The organism is Streptomyces sp. NPDC052225, assembly GCF_040679615.1.
Taxonomy (GTDB): domain Bacteria; phylum Actinomycetota; class Actinomycetes; order Streptomycetales; family Streptomycetaceae; genus Streptomyces.
The window spans coordinates 176,939-191,502 of the sequence record NZ_JBFAVD010000007.1 but is presented as its reverse complement, the minus strand read 5'-3'; the positions used below and the strand labels follow the sequence as shown (position 1 = coordinate 191,502).

Genomic DNA, 14,564 nt, shown 5'->3' with positions numbered 1-14,564 from the left:
GTACGGGTGGATTCGGACCGGGGAGGCACGCTCGTGCCTCCCCGGTTCGTTGGCGCCGATGTGAGTGAGAAGAACCGTGAGGGAAAGCGCTCGGCCCGCGAACGGCTGGCCGTGGAGCGCGAGAAGCAGAAGGCCGCGGAGAAGCGGCGCCGGACGTTGATCGTCGGGGCGGCCGTCGTCTGTGTACTGGGACTTGCCGCGGTGATCGGCGTCGCCGCCGCGAACTCGGGCGACGACAGTTCCGGCGACACGTCGTCCGGCCCGGCCGTCGCGCCGAAGGGGGCGGTGGGCGACGACAAGCTGGCCATCCCCGTGGGCCAGGACACCGCCAAGTCGACGCTCACGATCTGGGAGGACTTCCGCTGCCCGGCGTGCAAGGCCTTCGAGACCAACTACCGCACGGTGCTGCACGAGATGGCCGACACCGGCAAGGTGCAGATCCAGTACCACCTCGTCACGCTCATCGACGGGAACCTCGGCGGCACGGGCTCGCTGCGCGCGGGCAACGCGGCGGCGTGCGCGCAGGACGCGGGCAAGTTCCGCGACTACCACGACGTCCTGTACGAGAACCAGCCGGAGGAGACCGATGACGCGTACGCGAAGAACGACAAGCTGATCGAGCTGGCCGGGAAGGTCGACGGCCTGGTCACCGACACGTTCACGTCCTGTGTGAACGACGGGACCCACGACAGCTGGGTGCAGAAGACCAACAAGAAGTTCCAGGACGACAAGATCTCGGCGACGCCGACGGTGATCCTGAACGGCAAGACCCTCGACCTGAACTCGCTGACGCCGGACAAGCTGAAGCAGCAGGTGGAGGACGCCGCCAAGTAGCCCTTGCCGTCGTCCTTGTTATGGAGCCGTAGCCGGGCTGCCGGACGAGTCCGCGGCCCGGCACGGTAGCGTCGACCCTGCCATGGAACTTGCCTACATCCCCAGCCCGTCGCGCGGGGTCCTCTACCTCGGACCGATCCCGCTGCGCGGCTACGCGTTCTGCATCATCATCGGCGTCTTCGTGGCCGTCTGGCTCGGCAACAAGCGCTGGATCGCCCGCGGCGGGCGGGCCGGCACGGTCGCCGACATCGCCGTCTGGGCGGTGCCGTTCGGCCTGGTCGGCGGGCGGCTCTACCACGTGATCACGGACTACGAGCTGTACTTCAGCGAGGGCCGTGACTGGGTGGACGCCTTCAAGATCTGGGAGGGCGGCCTCGGCATCTGGGGCGCGATCGCCCTCGGTGCGGTCGGCGCCTGGATCGGCTGCCGCCGCCGGGGCATCCCGCTCCCGGCCTGGGCCGACGCGCTGGCGCCCGGCATCGCCCTCGCGCAGGCGCTCGGCCGCTGGGGCAACTGGTTCAACCAGGAGCTGTACGGGCGCGAGACGGATCTGCCGTGGGCGCTGAAGATCACGTCGGACACGGACGGGCGGGTGCCGGGCCTCTACCACCCGACCTTCCTGTACGAGTCGCTGTGGTGCATCGGCGTGGCGCTGCTCGTCATCTGGGCCGACCGGAAGTTCAAGCTGGGGCACGGGCGGGCGTTCGCGCTGTACGTCGCCTCGTACTGCGCGGGCCGGTTCTGGATCGAGTGGATGCGGGTCGACGACGCCCACCACATTCTGGGCATGCGGCTCAATCAGTGGACGGCGATCTTCGTCTTCGTGCTCGCCGTGGTCTACCTGGTGCTCTCCGCGAAGATGCGGCCGGGGCGCGAGGAGATCGTCGAGCCGGGGGCGTCCGATGCCGATGCCGGCTCTGCGGCCAAGGACGACGGTGGCTCCGACTCCGTGACGCTGGAGAAGGCTGACGGCGCCACGGACGACGCCACAGCGGACGCCAAGGACGAGGCCGAGGCCGAGGCCAAGAAGGGCTGAGGTCTCTTCGCCGTACGTCGACGAGGGCGCCGAACCGGGAAGGTTCGGCGCCCTCTGGCGTTGCTCGGCGTCACACGCCGGACGGGCTGGGGGCTGTCCGTCCGGCCAGATGCAGCGTGCGGCGCGCCGCAGCCACCACCGCCGCGTCGACGAACCGCCCGTCCGCCAGCGCGAGCGCCCCCGCCTCCGTGGCCGCCGCCCCGACGATCTCCTCGGCCGCCGTCACCTCCGCCTCCGTCGGGCGGAACGCCTCCTCGATCACCGGGAGCTGGCGCGGATGGATCGCCGTACGGCCGAGGAAGCCGAGCGCGCGGCCCTCGGCGCAGGAGCGGGCCAGCCCGTCCGTGTCCCGGATGTCCGGGTAGACGGACTGCGGCGGTGGTGGAAGGTGCGCCGCGCGGGCGGCGACCACCGCGCGGCCGCGCACCCACGCGAGGCCCGCCGCGTCCGAGATGCCGAGATCCGCGCGCAGGTCCGCCTCGCCGAGGGCGATGCCGTGCACCGACGGGTGGGAGGCGATGGCGTACGCCTGCTCGACGCCGAGGGCCGACTCCAACAGGGCGTACAGCGGCGGCACTTCGACCGCCCAGTCGGCGACCCGGGCCAGGTCCGCCGTGGCGTGCACCTTCGGCAGGCGCAGCGCGCCCAGGCCCGGCAGCGGGGCGAGGCGGCGCACCTCGTGCTCGGCGAGCGGCCCGTCGAGGGCGTTCACGCGGACGTGCACCGGCACCTCGTGCCGGTCGGCGAGCAGCTCGGCGGTCGCGTCGAGGGCGTACGCCTTGCGGTCCGGGGCGACCGCGTCCTCCAGGTCGACGAGGACCACGTCGGCGCCCGAGCCGAGCGCCTTGGCGACGACGTCGGGGCGGTCTCCCGGTACGTACAGCCAGGTGAGGTGGACGGCATGCGTGGTGCTCATACCGCACCAGCCTTCCGCAGCGCGGCGATCTCCGCCTCCGAGAGGCCGAGGCCGTCGAGGAGCTCGTCGGTGTCCGCGCCGTGCCCGCGGCCCGTCCATCTGATCGCGCCGGGGGTCTCGGAGAGGCGGAAGAGCACGTTCTGCATCTTGACCGTGCCGAGGTCCGGGTCGGGGAGTTCGGTGATGGAGCCGAGGGCCCGGTACTGCTCGTCGCGCAGGACGTCGCGGACGTCGTAGACCGGGGCGATCGCGGCCTCCGCCTGCTCGAAGGCCGTCACCACCTCGTCGCGGGTGTGCGCCGCGATCCAGCCGCCGACCGCCTCGTCGAGCGCGTCGGCGTGGGCGGCGCGGCCCGCCCCCGTCGCGAACCAGTCCTCGTCGATGAACTCGGGCCGTCCCACCAGGCGCATCACGCGCTCCGCGATCGACTGGGCCGACGTGGAGACCGCGACCCACTTGCCGTCGCCGGTGCGGTACGTGTTGCGGGGCGCGTTGTTCGTCGAGCGGTTGCCGGTGCGCGGCTGGACGTAGCCGAGCTGGTCGTACCAGGTGGCCTGCGGGCCGAGGATCGCCAGCATCGGCTCGATGATCGCCATGTCGACGACCTGGCCGCGTCCTGTCGTGTCCCGGCCGCGCAGGGCGGCCATCACGGCGTACGAGGTCGCGAGCGCGGCGATCGAGTCGGCCAGGCCGAACGGGGGCAGCGTCGGCGGGCCGTCCGGCTGGCCCGTGATCGCGGCGAAGCCGGACATGGCCTCCGCGAGCGTGCCGAATCCGGGGCGGCGGGCGTACGGGCCGAACTGACCGAAGCCGGTGACGCGGGCCAGGACCAGGCGGGGGTTCGCCGCACTGAGCTCCTCCCAGCCGAGGTGCCACTTCTCCAGGGTGCCCGGGCGGAAGTTCTCGATGATCACGTCCGACTGGGCCGCCAGCTTGAGGAGGACCTCGCGGCCGCCGGGGGAGGAGAGGTCGAGCGTGAGGTTTTTCTTGTTGCGGCCCAGCGTCTTCCACCACAGACCGACGCCGTCCTTCGACGGGCCGTGGCCGCGGGACGGGTCCGGCTTGCGCGGGTGCTCGACCTTGATGACCTCGGCGCCGAAGTCGCCGAGCATCGTGGCGCAGAGCGGGCCCGCGAAGAGAGTGGCCAGGTCGAGGACCCGGAGTCCGGTCAGCGGGCCTGTCGGCGCCGTGTTGTGCGGGTGCGTCATGTGCTTGTCTCCAGGGTGAGCCCGGCCAGTTCGTCGAAGCCGATGCCGTCGAAGCCGCCCACCGTGGTCGCGAGGCGGTTCTTCAGTGGCGCTGTCCACGCCTCACCGAGGGCTTTCGGGTCTCCTGCCAGCAGGCCCGCGATCGAGCCGGCCGTCGCGCCGTTGGAGTCCGTGTCCCAACCGCCCTCCACCGCACGGCAGATGGAGGCCGTGAAGTCGCCGTCGGCGTGGGTGAGGGCGGCGGCGAGGAGCGCCGCGTTGGGCAGGACGTGCACCCAGTGATGGTCGGCGTAGGCGGCGTGGAGCGCGTCCGCGACGTCGTCGAAGTCGGTGTGCGTGTCGGCCAGTTGAATGCCGTGGCGGATCGCCTTCGCGTAGCGCGAGTGCGGGGGTACGACCGTCAGGCCGGTGCGCAGCGCCCCGTGGATGTCCGTGGTGCCGGACGCCGCCGCCGCGATGGTCGCCGCGATGAACATCTCCCCGTACACGCCGTTCGCCGTGTGCGTCAGGACCGCGTCCCGGTGCGCCTGCTCGGCCGCGCGCGCCGGGTCGCGCGGGTTGGTCCAGCCGAAGACGTCGGCGCGGATCTGCGCGCCGATCCACTCCCGGAAGGGGTTGCGGTGCAGGGCGGTCAGCGGGGGTTCGATGCCGTCGAGGAGGTTGCGGTACGCGATCCGTTCCGCGGTGAACGTGCGGCCCGCCGGGAGTTCGTCCAGCCACAGCTTCGCCACGTCCTCGGTGGTGAAGTCCGGGCCGTGCCGCTGGAGCAGGAGCAGGCCCAGGAGCGGGTAGTTGAGGTCGTCGTCCTCCGGCATGCCGTCGATGTTCTCGGCGAGCGAGGTGGGGGCGCTGCGACGGTTCCAGGGGTGGGCGGCGGCGATGTCCGGGTCGAGGCCGCGGGCCGTGAACCAGGTGGTCAGGGGCCAGTTGCCGGTGGCCCGGGCCAGGGCTCGGATGCCCTTGAGGGGGAGCTTCTCCACCGGCTTGCCGAGCAGGCAGCCGGCGGCCCGGCCCAGCCAGGCCGCGTGGAGGGCTTCGCGGGCGGCCGGGGCCGGGTGTGCCGGGGGCTCGGGCCAGTTCGGGCAGGACGCCTTGATTGCCGGGAGGCCGGTCGGCTCGTCCGGCGCCAGCGGCGAGGGCACAGCGGCCAGTTCGTCCAGCAGGAGCGTCGCGAGGTCGCGCAGTCCGGGCGCGGGGGCGGCGGGGGAGGCGCCCGCCCGGTCCGGGGCCAGGTGGCCGCCGGCGGCCACCCACCGGTCGCGGATCGCGGACCCGCCGCGCCCGTCCTGCGCCGCCTGGCGCAGTTCGTGGCCGACCAGGTCCTCGGGCTGTACCCAGGTGACGCGGAGCATCACAGCGCCGCGATCGCCGTGAACGCGGACTCGTGGGCGCGGCGGCGCTCCTGGTCCTTGGCGTAGACCTCGCGCGTGACCTGCGCGAGGGACGCCGCCGGGCCGTGCAGGTCCAGCTTGCTGGCCCGCGCGATCTCCGTGCTCCACTCCTTGGGCACCGCGCTCTCCCCGTACAGCGCACCGACGATCGCGCCGCTCATCGTGGCGATCGAGTCGCAGTCGCGGCCGTAGTTCACCGAGCCGAGGACCGTGCGGCGGAAGTCGCCGCCGCCCACCAGCAACATGCCGAGCGCCACCGGGAGTTCCTCGATCGCGTGCAGCCGCGACGGGCGGCGGGCGCCCAGGGACGGCTTGCGGTACTCGTCGCCCACCGTGTCGAAGGGGGCCACCGCCTCGCGGAGGGGCTTGAGGGCCTCCTCGAAGTCGTCGTAGCGGGAGGCTGTTTCGCAGACCGCTTCGATGGCCTGCCTCGTGCCGTCCTTGGCCAGGGCGAGGGCTTCGGTGATGACCGTGGTGGGGGTGGCGTCGGGTGTGTGCGCTGCCGCCACCGCCGCCGCGAAGACGCCCGCCGCCTCGCGGCCGTACGAGCTCTGGTGGGCGCCCGCGATGTCCAGGGCCTCCTCGTACGCCTTGAGGGGGTTGCCCGCGTTGACCGCGCCGACCGGGGCCATGTACATCGCCGCGCCGCAGTTCACGATGTTGCCCACGCCTGCTTCCCGGGGGTCCACATGGCCGTAGTGGATGCGTGCCACGATCCACTTCTCCGCCAGGAAGATGCGCTGGAGGGGGAGGGCTTCGGCTTCGAGTTCCGGGATCCAGCGGGGAGTTGTGATCAGGTCCGGGACCAGGTGGTCCGCTACGGCGTACGCGTCCAAGTGGTCGCGGACCTTCTCGTACACGCGGATCAGCGCGTGTGTCATGAGGGTGTCGTCGGTGACGTGGCCGTCGCCCTTGTGGTACGGCGCGATGGGGCGCGCCGTCTTCCAGTTGTCTTTGTGGAAGGGCTCGACGATGCCCTGGACCCGGCCGCCGTGGCGTTCTGCGATCGCCTCCGGTGTCCAGCCCTCGACCGGGCCGCCGAGCGCGTCGCCCACGGCTGCTCCGACGAGGGTGCCCGTGATGCGGTCTTCCAACGAAACGGTGGTCATGCCGACGTTCCCTTCAGGGTGGTGAGGTCTGAGTTCGAGGTGATCAGGGCCAGCCGGGCGGCGATCTCGGTCAGGTCGGTGCCCGCCAGGCGGGGCAGGGCGCAGCCCGCGAGGATGCGGCAGGCGTCCCGCCAGGTGTCGGGGAGCGCGTCCGCGCCGCCGATCGCGCCGGTCAGCGCTCCGGCGAGGGCGGGCGCCGAGTCCGCCACGCGGGACAGGCAGGCCGCGGTGGGCACCGCCTCCGTGACGTCGCCCGCGGCTGCCGTCGCCACGGCCAGCGCCACGGGGACGGTCTCCGCCGCCGCGATGCCGTAGCTGTAGACGTGGTCGACGATCTCGTGCTCCAGGACGGGGACGAGGGCGAACGCGTTGCCGTGGCGGCCCGGGCGGGCGGCTGCCGCCGCTCTGCCGAGGTCTACGGCGCGGTGGGCGTTGCGGTGGATCTCTGTGCCCGGGGGGAGTTGGGCGAGTGCCGCGTTCACGCAGGCGTCGACGGGGGCGCCGGTGAGGGCTGTCGACACCGCTGCCGCCATGGCGCGGGCACCGTGTACGCCGTCGCCGTCCTGGGTGTAGCGGGCGTCGAACTCGGCGAGATCTGCGGCCAGTCGGGGGTCGCCGGGGTGGACGACGGCGAGGACGGCGGCTCTGACACAGGCCGCGTCGTCGAAGTAGTGCGGGTTGTCGTGGCCCGTCGCCGGAGGGCGCAGGCCGGCGGCCAGGTTGCCGAGGCCCGCCCGGACCGAGATGCGGGCGCGGAGCGGGATCTTGGCCGATTCGATCTCGTCGGCTCGTGCCGCCGCTGCCGCGATCTCGTCGGCGAGGGTGTTCCAGGCGAGGGCGAGCGAGGAGCGGACGCTGTGGTCGGGCGGGAGGTCGCTGAGGCCTGCGGCGTAGGCGTCGAGGACGGCCTGGGCGGTGAAGGCCGCCCACTCCGCGTCGTCGGACGGGCCGAGGCGGAGGGGTTCGGGGGGCTGGTTCAGGGCGATCGGGACCGGGAGGGTCGTCGTCGCGTTCTGCTCGGCGAACGTGTCGAGTTCGCGGGTGAGGCGGCGGGTCCAGTCCGGGAGGCGGGCGGCGCGGTGCCGGCCCGAGGGCCAGCCGGCGGCGTCGCCTGCGGCGATGCCCAGGAGGAGGCCCTCGATGCGGGGCGCGTCCGCTGGGGTCATGATCGGGGCCTTTCGGTTGTGCGGGGTCTTGGGGGTGCGGGGACTCTTGTGCGGGTCGCGGGGCTCCGCCCCGGGCCCCGCTCCTCAAGCGCCGGAGGGGCTTGAGAGTGGGATCGGTGGGCCTGGTGGGTGCGCCCGGCGTCGCGTCGTGGGGCGGGGACCCGTCGGGGTACCTCCTCGGCCGGATGGGTGTCGTCGCCTCCGGACGACCAATGTCGGGTGCGGCTGCGCTGTATTCCTGCGGTGTCCTGCGGGGGCACCCCGACGTGCCCCCTCCCGTCGTCGTGCGACGGACGGTGGGCGGGGGGTTTCACGCCGCCGCTTCCGGGGGTGGTGGGCTGAGTCGGTCCGCCACGTCGAGGATGTGGCGGCCCGCCATGGACGGGAGGCAGCTGCCGCGGACCGGGCCGATCGCCGATGCCCAGGTCAAGGGGATCGCTTTTTCGCCGCAGAGCGCGCCGGCCAGGGCGCCCGCCACCGCTGCTGTGGTGTCGGCGTCGCGGCCCATGTTGACCGCGGTGAGGATCGATTCGCTGAAGTCGCCCCGGGCCACCGCGAAGGCTCCGAAGGCCAGGCCTACGGCTTCGGGGGCCAGGTCCGTCCAGGGGTAGCCGCCGATCACTACTGCTTTGCGTACCGCTCTTTCCATGGAGAGTTGGGTGCCGTCCGGGTCTCGGCGGGCGCGGCGGGCGGCTGATACTGCGCGGTGCAGGGAGCGGGCCGTCCAGGAGTCCTCGGGCACGACGGAGAGGGCTGCCTGGACCACCGCGTCGGGGTTGTGGCTGACCATCGCCGCGGCCACGCCGGCGGCCACCGCCCGGCCGCCGTGGATGCCTTCGCCGTCGTGGCTGACGGTGCCGTCGATCGAGACCAGGCGGGCCGCCTCGGCGGGGCGGCCCGCCGCGTAGACGCCGAACGGGGCCGCGCGCATGGCGAGGCCGTCGCTCCACGCGTGGCGGTGCTGGGCCGAGATGGGGGCCGCGAGGCCGCGGCGGAGGTTCTCCAGGGTGCCGCGCTCGCTGAACCCGGCACCCTTGAACGGGCCCTCGTCGCGGTCCGCGATCCAGGTGTGCCAGGCCCGTTCGACGTCGGCGATGGTGAGGTCCGCGCCGTGCTCGGCCAGGAGCAGGCCCGAGAAGATCGCGTACTCGGTGTCGTCGGTGCCCGCCGGGTTGTCGGAGACGAACCCCTCGATGCGGCCCCAGCGTTCGCGGATCTGGGACGGCTTCATGTTCTCGGCGGGCGCGCCGAGCGCGTCGCCCACGGCGAGCCCGAGGAGCGCGCCGCGGGCACGGTCCCGCGGGGTGATCGCGGCCGGGGGTGTGGGGTGCGGGACCGTGCGGAGCCTGCGTGCCGATGGATCGGGGTCGACGCTGACGCTCATGGTGTGCTCGTGCTCTCTTGTGGGTGGTGCGGTGGTTCAGCGCTGGTAGCGGTCCAGGATGCGGTTGCCGTCCTGGGCCAGGCGCTTGCGCAGTTCGGTGATGCCGATCGCGCCGTTGTAGTACTCCTGGAAGGCCGGAGTGGCGATCTTGTCCTTCCACTCCGCGTAGCCGCGCACCCCGAGGACCGGGGACGGGCGCAGCGACGTGGCTATGGCCGTGCCGGTCTTCCAGCCGTATTTGGCGGTGGTGAGGGACGGGTCCTTGAGTGCCTCGCGGCTGGTGGGCAACAGCCAGTCTCCGCGCGCCAGTTGGGCCTGGTGCTGCGCCTGTGTGAGGTAGGCGATGAAGGCGGCTGCCTGTTTCTTGTGGTTGCTGTCCTCGGAGACCGAGAGGGTTTGGGGGGCCGTTCCCTGGGCTGTGCCGCCGGTGCCGGCGGGTAGGGGGAGCACCGTCCAGTCGAAGTCTTTGGGGGCCTGCTGCTGGACCTGTTGGCGATAGGAGAAGTTGAGCGGGAGCATCGCGTATTTGCCCGCGAAGAAACCCGGCAGTGTGTCCGAACCCGACATGCCCAGGCCTGTTCTGGGTGCGGTGTGGGTTTTGTTGACCTGTCGGTTGATGAGGCGGGCGATCTCCGAGTCCGGGTTGTCGTAGCGGATTTCGTTTTTGTTTTCTTTGTCCTTGTAGAAGATGTGGCCGTCCGTGGAGAGGGAGAGGTTGACCGACTGGCTGACCGGTTCCTTCATCGACCACGCCACTCCGTAGGTGTCCGGGCGACCGTCGTTGTTCTTGTCACGGGTCAGCTTCTTGGACGCCGACTCGAACTCCGTCCAGGTCCAGGGGTGTTGGGCCGTCGGGATGCGGACGCCCGACGCCTTGAGGAGCTTGGTGTTCGCGATGAGGACGCGTGGTTCCTGGAGGAACGGGATTCCGTAGATCTTGTGGTCGAGCGTTGTCGTGTTCCAGGACGTCTGGGGGATGTCCTCGCGGAGGGACTTCGGGAGGTAGGGGGTGAGGTCCGCCAGATAGCCGCCGTTCGCGAAGTCCGTGAGGTCGGACGCGTCGTCATGGAAGATGTCCGGCGCCTCGCCGCCCTCGAAGGACGTCAGCAGCTGGTCGTGGATGTTGTCCCAACTACCCTGTACGTATTTGACTTTGACGTGGGCGTGGGTGTCGTTCCAGTGTTTGACCAGAGCCTTGTTCGCGTCCACCGACTCCTTCTGCCAGGCCAGGCTGAGGAATTCGAGAGTGATCGTGCCGTCCGGCGTCGTGTTGTCGTCCGTGCCCGTGCAGCCGGCCAGGACGGTGAGGGCCACCGTCGTTGTGGCCAGGGCCGTCAGTTTTGTCTTGCGCATCAGCCCTTCACCGCCCCTGCGAGCATGCCGCCGACCAGGCGGCGCTGGAGGAGGGCGAAGAAGACGAGGCTGGGGATCGTGGCCAGGACCGAGGCCGCCGCGAGCGGGCCCAGGTCGGCTACGCCCTCGGCGCCGAGGAAGCGGGTGAGGATGACCGACATCGTCTGGTTCTCCGGGGACTTGAGGAGGACGAGGGCGAAGAAGAACTCGTTCCAGGCCGTCACAAAGCTGAACATCAGCGTCGCCACCAGGCCCGGTGCGAGGAGCGGCAGGACGACGCTCGTGAGGGTGCGCAGGCGGCCCGCGCCGTCCATCGCCGCTGCTTCCTCGAGTTCTCGTGGCACCGATTTGACGTAGCCCTGGAGCATCCAGAGCGAGAAGGGCAGGTTCCAGACGACGTACACGATGATCAGGCCGGGGATGCTGTCGATCATGTGCAGGTTCTTGAGGACCAGGAACAGCGGGATGATCACCAGGACGAACGGGAACATCTGGCTGACCAGGATCCAGACCGTGCCCGCCTGGCTGACGCGTGTGCGGTAGCGGACCATCACGTAGGCGGCGGGGACCGCGATCGTGACCGAGATCAGGGACGCGCTCACCGCGACGGTCAGGCTGTTGAGCGCCGAGTGCAGGAGCGGCTGGGCGTCGAAGGCCTCGCGGTAGTTGTCCAGGCTGGGGTGGCGCGGGAGCCACGTGGGGTCGATCGAGCCCAGTTCCTGGGGGGACTTGAAGGATGTGGAGAGGAGCCAGAGGAAGGGGAAGGCCAGGAAGACCATGTAGCAGAGGAGTGCCAGGTACTGGCCTGTGCGGCCCGCGGCCCGGGGGAGGGGCGTGGTCATGCTGCGTCCTCCTTCAGCTTCGTACGGAGGAAGAGGGTGAGCAGGATCGCGATCACCGCGACCATGACCAGGCCCATTGCCGCCGCGTAGCCGAACTGGCCGTACTTGAAGGCCTCTTCGTACGCGAACAGCATCGGCAGGCGGGTCTGGCCGCCGGGGCCGCCCTGCGTGAGGACGTACACGAGGCCGAAGGAGTTGAAGTTCCAGATGAAGTTGAGGGCCGTGATCGCCATGACGACCGGCTTCAGGGCCGGCCAGGTGACCGCGGTGAAGCGGCGCCACAGGCCCGCGCCGTCCAGCTGGGCCGCCTCGCGCAGTTCGTGCGGGACGTTCTGGAGCCCTGCGAGGAGGACCACCGTGGTCTGCGGCATGCCCGCCCAGACGCCCACGACGATGACCGCGGGCAGCGCGTAGGAGAGGTCCGCGAGCCAGTCGACGTTCTCGTGGATGACTCCGAGCTGGGTGAGCGTCTTGTTCAGGATGCCCGCGTCCGCGTGGTAGACGAGGCGCCACATGATGCCGACCACGACCTCCGGCATCGCCCAGGGGACCAGGGCGAGGGTGCGGGCCAGCCAGCGGAAGCGCAGGTTCTGGTTGAGGAGCAGGGCCAGGCCCAGGGCCAGGACGAACTGGAGGGCCGTGACGCACACCGCCCAGATCAGGCCGATGCGGAACGACTCCCAGAACAGGCTGTCGTGGCGCAGGTCCAGGAGGTTGTCCAGGCCGATGAACTGGGTGGGTGCCGTGCGGCCCGCCTGCGAGTCGGTGAACGCGAGGGCGACGCCGTACAGGAGCGGCCCGACGCTGAGTATCAGGATCGGGATCAGCGCGGGAAGCAGCAGGAACCAGGCGTCCCGGTCCAGGCCGAGCGCGCGTTTGCGCTGGGCCGGGGTCCGGGGCGGCGGTGTGCCGCGGCTGCCCGGGACGGCGCTGTCCCGGGAGGCGGTGAGGCGCATAGGGGTCCTCGCGTTCTCAACTGTCGGTCGCCGCCGGGCCGGTGGAGGCACGGACGACGAGGCGGGGAGGGGCCGTGGTGCTGCGGGGGGTGGGCGGGTCGTCGGTGGGCGCCTCGATGCCGAGGCGCTCCAGGAGCAGTTCCGCCGCGCGCCGGCCGCGCTCCGTGGAGCCGAGGTCGACGCTGGTCAGCGGGGGCCATCCGGCCTGCGCGAGCACGCTGTCGTCCATCCCCGCGACGGCGACGTCCTCGGGTATGCGCAGACCGCGGGCGTGCAGGGCGCGGGCGGCGCCGAGCGCCAGCTGGTCGTTGGCGCAGAAGACCGCGTCGGGGGCGTGGTCGAGGAGCGCCTCGGCGGCCTCGGCGCCGGACTCGATGCCGAAGTCCGTGTGGACGACGAGATCCGGGTCGTACACGAGACCGCAGTCGGCGAGGGCGTCGCGGTAGCCGCGGGCGCGGTTGTGGCCGGGGACGGTGTCAGGGGGGCCGTTGACGAAGGCGATCCGGCGGCGGCCCGTGTCGTGCAGATGGCGTACCGCGAGCGCGGCCCCCGCGACGGAGTCGGCGCGCACGCTGTCCACCGGGACGCCGTCGGGCAGCGACCCTATGACCACCACCGGGCCCGCCGCCGTGCGCAGCGCTTCCACGTGGTCGTCGGTGATGCGGATGGGGCAGATGATGAGGCCGTCGCTGGTGCGGTCGCCGAGGCTGCGCAGGACGGCCAGTTCGTCGTCGACGACGGCGTCCGTGGAGTGCAGGAGGAGCCGGTAGCCCGCCGCCTTGGCCACCGACTGGATCGCGCGGACCATCGCCACATAGACCGGGTTTCCGATGTCGGGCATCGCGAACGTGAGCTGGCGGGTGCGGCCGCCCTTGAGGGAGCGGGCCACCGCGTTGGGGACGTAGCCGAGTTCGGCGGCGGCGCGCTCGACCCGCTCGACGGTGTCGCGGCGGGCGCCGACGCCGTTCAGGACGCGCGAGACGGAGGCGATGGAGACGCCGGCGCGCTCGGCGATCGAGACGACCGTCGGTTGACCCGTGCCCATGCGCGTACCCCTATGTGTCGGTAAGTGGGTGTTCCGGCTGTTGCTGTAAACGTTTCCCGAAACTGGAAACGTTTACAGATGTTGCGACCATGTTTCCCGGCCGTCAATGCGTCCATCGCGTGATCCATCTCACGAGTGACGGCGGGAAGGTCGAGGTCAGCCCGTGCGGAAGGTGTTGCGCAGAGCGCAAAACCGCAGGTAAGTACGGCCTTCCTTGCTAGCGGGCGGGACTATTCGCGCGTACTTTCGTGTTCCGGAGACAGATGTCGAATGAGTCTGGATCTGGACCCTGTCCAGATTCCGGCAGGGAGCGGGGAGCATCAGCATGGCGATCATCGAGACCGAGGCGACCCTCCACGACGCGCACCGGGACAACCACACCCACCGCGACGTCAACGGAGGCTGGCTGCGCCCCGCGGTGTTCGGCGCGATGGACGGTCTCGTGTCCAACTTCGCGCTGATGGCCGGCGTCGCGGGCGGCGCCGTCTCGCAGCAGATCGTCGTCATCACGGGGCTGTCGGGGCTTGCCGCCGGAGCCTTCTCCATGGCCGCCGGCGAATACACCTCCGTCGCCTCCCAGCGTGAGCTGGTCGAGGCCGAACTCGACGTCGAGCGGCGCGAGTTGAGGAAGCACCCGGCCGACGAGGAGCGCGAGCTCGCCGAGCTGTACGTCTCGCGCGGTGTCGAGCCGGACCTTGCGCGGGAGGTCGCGCGGCAGCTCTCCCAGGACCCCGAGCAGGCCCTTGAGATCCACGCGCGGGAAGAGCTCGGTATCGACCCGGGCGATCTGCCCTCGCCGATGCTGGCCGCCGTCTCCTCCTTCGGCGCGTTCGCGCTGGGCGCCCTCATCCCCGTACTGCCGTATCTGCTCGGAGCGAGCGCGCTGTGGCCGGCCGTGGTGCTCGCGCTCGTCGGGCTCTTCGCGTGCGGGGCTCTCGTGGCCCGGGTGACGGCGCGGTCGTGGTGGTTCAGCGGGGTGCGGCAGTTGGCCCTGGGTGGTGCCGCGGCGGGTGTGACGTATCTCCTGGGCAGCCTCTTCGGAACGGCAATAGGTTGACGGTTCGCCGGTCACGGCCGGAAGATGGCTATACAAGGCCTTGCATAAGTAGTCGTTACCGGACGGTTTCGATTACTTGACCGCGGGGCATGAGCCGTAAGCGCTGTGGGCAATGAGGCCCGCGGCGCGCACCGGCACATCGGCCCCCGGCCAACGATCTGACCGTTCGGGCCTCTCCTCGCCGCCACTCGCGGTGTCCGCATGCTGGAACGAACTATCCGGTTCCCGAGAATCGCTCCATCATGTAACCTGCACGAAATTTTGCCG

General features: G+C 71.1%; 13 protein-coding genes. 3 read left to right on the top strand and 10 right to left on the bottom strand.

What is annotated here, in order from left to right; translation table 11 throughout:
- Positions 1-60 precede the first annotated feature (60 nt).
- Positions 61-834: a thioredoxin domain-containing protein gene (locus AB0L37_RS13590; RefSeq protein ID WP_365503940.1), complete on the top strand. Its 774-nt coding sequence runs from the start codon at positions 61-63 to the stop codon at positions 832-834.
- 82 nt (positions 835-916) lie between these two features.
- Positions 917-1,870 (top strand): prolipoprotein diacylglyceryl transferase, encoded by a 954-nt coding sequence (gene lgt, locus AB0L37_RS13585; RefSeq protein ID WP_365503938.1) that lies wholly within the window; start codon positions 917-919, stop codon positions 1,868-1,870.
- Positions 1,871-1,940: 70 nt separating this feature from the next.
- Here lgt and AB0L37_RS13580 read toward each other — a convergent pair whose 3' ends face one another.
- The 10 genes from AB0L37_RS13580 to AB0L37_RS13535 all read right to left on the bottom strand — a co-directional run bounded on the left by AB0L37_RS13580 (position 1,941) and on the right by AB0L37_RS13535 (position 13,240).
- The gene (locus tag AB0L37_RS13580; RefSeq protein ID WP_365503936.1) at positions 1,941-2,786 is read right to left on the bottom strand and encodes a CoA ester lyase; all 846 of its coding nucleotides are present in this window, start codon (positions 2,784-2,786) and stop codon (positions 1,941-1,943) included.
- A complete protein-coding gene (locus AB0L37_RS13575; protein ID WP_365503934.1) occupies positions 2,783-3,994 on the bottom strand; it encodes a CoA transferase in 1,212 nt (403 codons plus the stop codon). Before AB0L37_RS13575 ends, AB0L37_RS13580 begins: the two co-directional genes overlap by 4 nt.
- A complete protein-coding gene (locus AB0L37_RS13570; RefSeq protein ID WP_365503932.1) occupies positions 3,991-5,346 on the bottom strand; it encodes an ADP-ribosylglycohydrolase family protein in 1,356 nt (451 codons plus the stop codon). The genes AB0L37_RS13575 and AB0L37_RS13570 overlap by 4 nt, the downstream gene beginning before the upstream one ends.
- Positions 5,346-6,494, bottom strand: coding sequence for an ADP-ribosylglycohydrolase family protein (locus AB0L37_RS13565; RefSeq protein WP_365503930.1), 1,149 nt, complete (start codon positions 6,492-6,494; stop codon positions 5,346-5,348). The genes AB0L37_RS13570 and AB0L37_RS13565 overlap by 1 nt, the downstream gene beginning before the upstream one ends.
- Complete coding sequence (locus AB0L37_RS13560; protein ID WP_365503928.1) at positions 6,491-7,660, bottom strand: ADP-ribosylglycohydrolase family protein; 1,170 nt, start codon at positions 7,658-7,660, stop codon at positions 6,491-6,493. The genes AB0L37_RS13565 and AB0L37_RS13560 overlap by 4 nt, the downstream gene beginning before the upstream one ends.
- A 310-nt stretch (positions 7,661-7,970) precedes the next feature.
- Positions 7,971-9,044 carry an ADP-ribosylglycohydrolase family protein gene (locus AB0L37_RS13555; protein WP_365503926.1) on the bottom strand — a complete coding sequence of 358 codons (1,074 nt, stop codon included), beginning with the start codon at positions 9,042-9,044 and terminating at the stop codon, positions 7,971-7,973.
- A gap of 36 nt (positions 9,045-9,080) precedes the next feature.
- Positions 9,081-10,397 (bottom strand): sugar ABC transporter substrate-binding protein, encoded by a 1,317-nt coding sequence (locus AB0L37_RS13550; RefSeq protein WP_365503924.1) that lies wholly within the window; start codon positions 10,395-10,397, stop codon positions 9,081-9,083.
- Positions 10,397-11,239 carry a carbohydrate ABC transporter permease gene (locus tag AB0L37_RS13545; protein ID WP_365503922.1) on the bottom strand — a complete coding sequence of 281 codons (843 nt, stop codon included), beginning with the start codon at positions 11,237-11,239 and terminating at the stop codon, positions 10,397-10,399. The genes AB0L37_RS13550 and AB0L37_RS13545 overlap by 1 nt, the downstream gene beginning before the upstream one ends.
- Positions 11,236-12,195 carry a sugar ABC transporter permease gene (locus AB0L37_RS13540; RefSeq protein ID WP_365503920.1) on the bottom strand — a complete coding sequence of 320 codons (960 nt, stop codon included), beginning with the start codon at positions 12,193-12,195 and terminating at the stop codon, positions 11,236-11,238. Before AB0L37_RS13540 ends, AB0L37_RS13545 begins: the two co-directional genes overlap by 4 nt.
- Before the next feature lie 16 nt (positions 12,196-12,211).
- Positions 12,212-13,240, bottom strand: a complete 1,029-nt coding sequence (locus AB0L37_RS13535) for a LacI family DNA-binding transcriptional regulator (RefSeq protein ID WP_365503918.1) — start codon at positions 13,238-13,240, stop codon at positions 12,212-12,214.
- 325 nt (positions 13,241-13,565) lie between these two features.
- Here AB0L37_RS13535 and AB0L37_RS13530 point away from each other — a divergent pair, with 325 nt between their 5' ends.
- Positions 13,566-14,297, top strand: coding sequence for a VIT1/CCC1 transporter family protein (locus tag AB0L37_RS13530; RefSeq protein ID WP_365503916.1), 732 nt, complete (start codon positions 13,566-13,568; stop codon positions 14,295-14,297).
- Positions 14,298-14,564 lie beyond the last annotated feature (267 nt).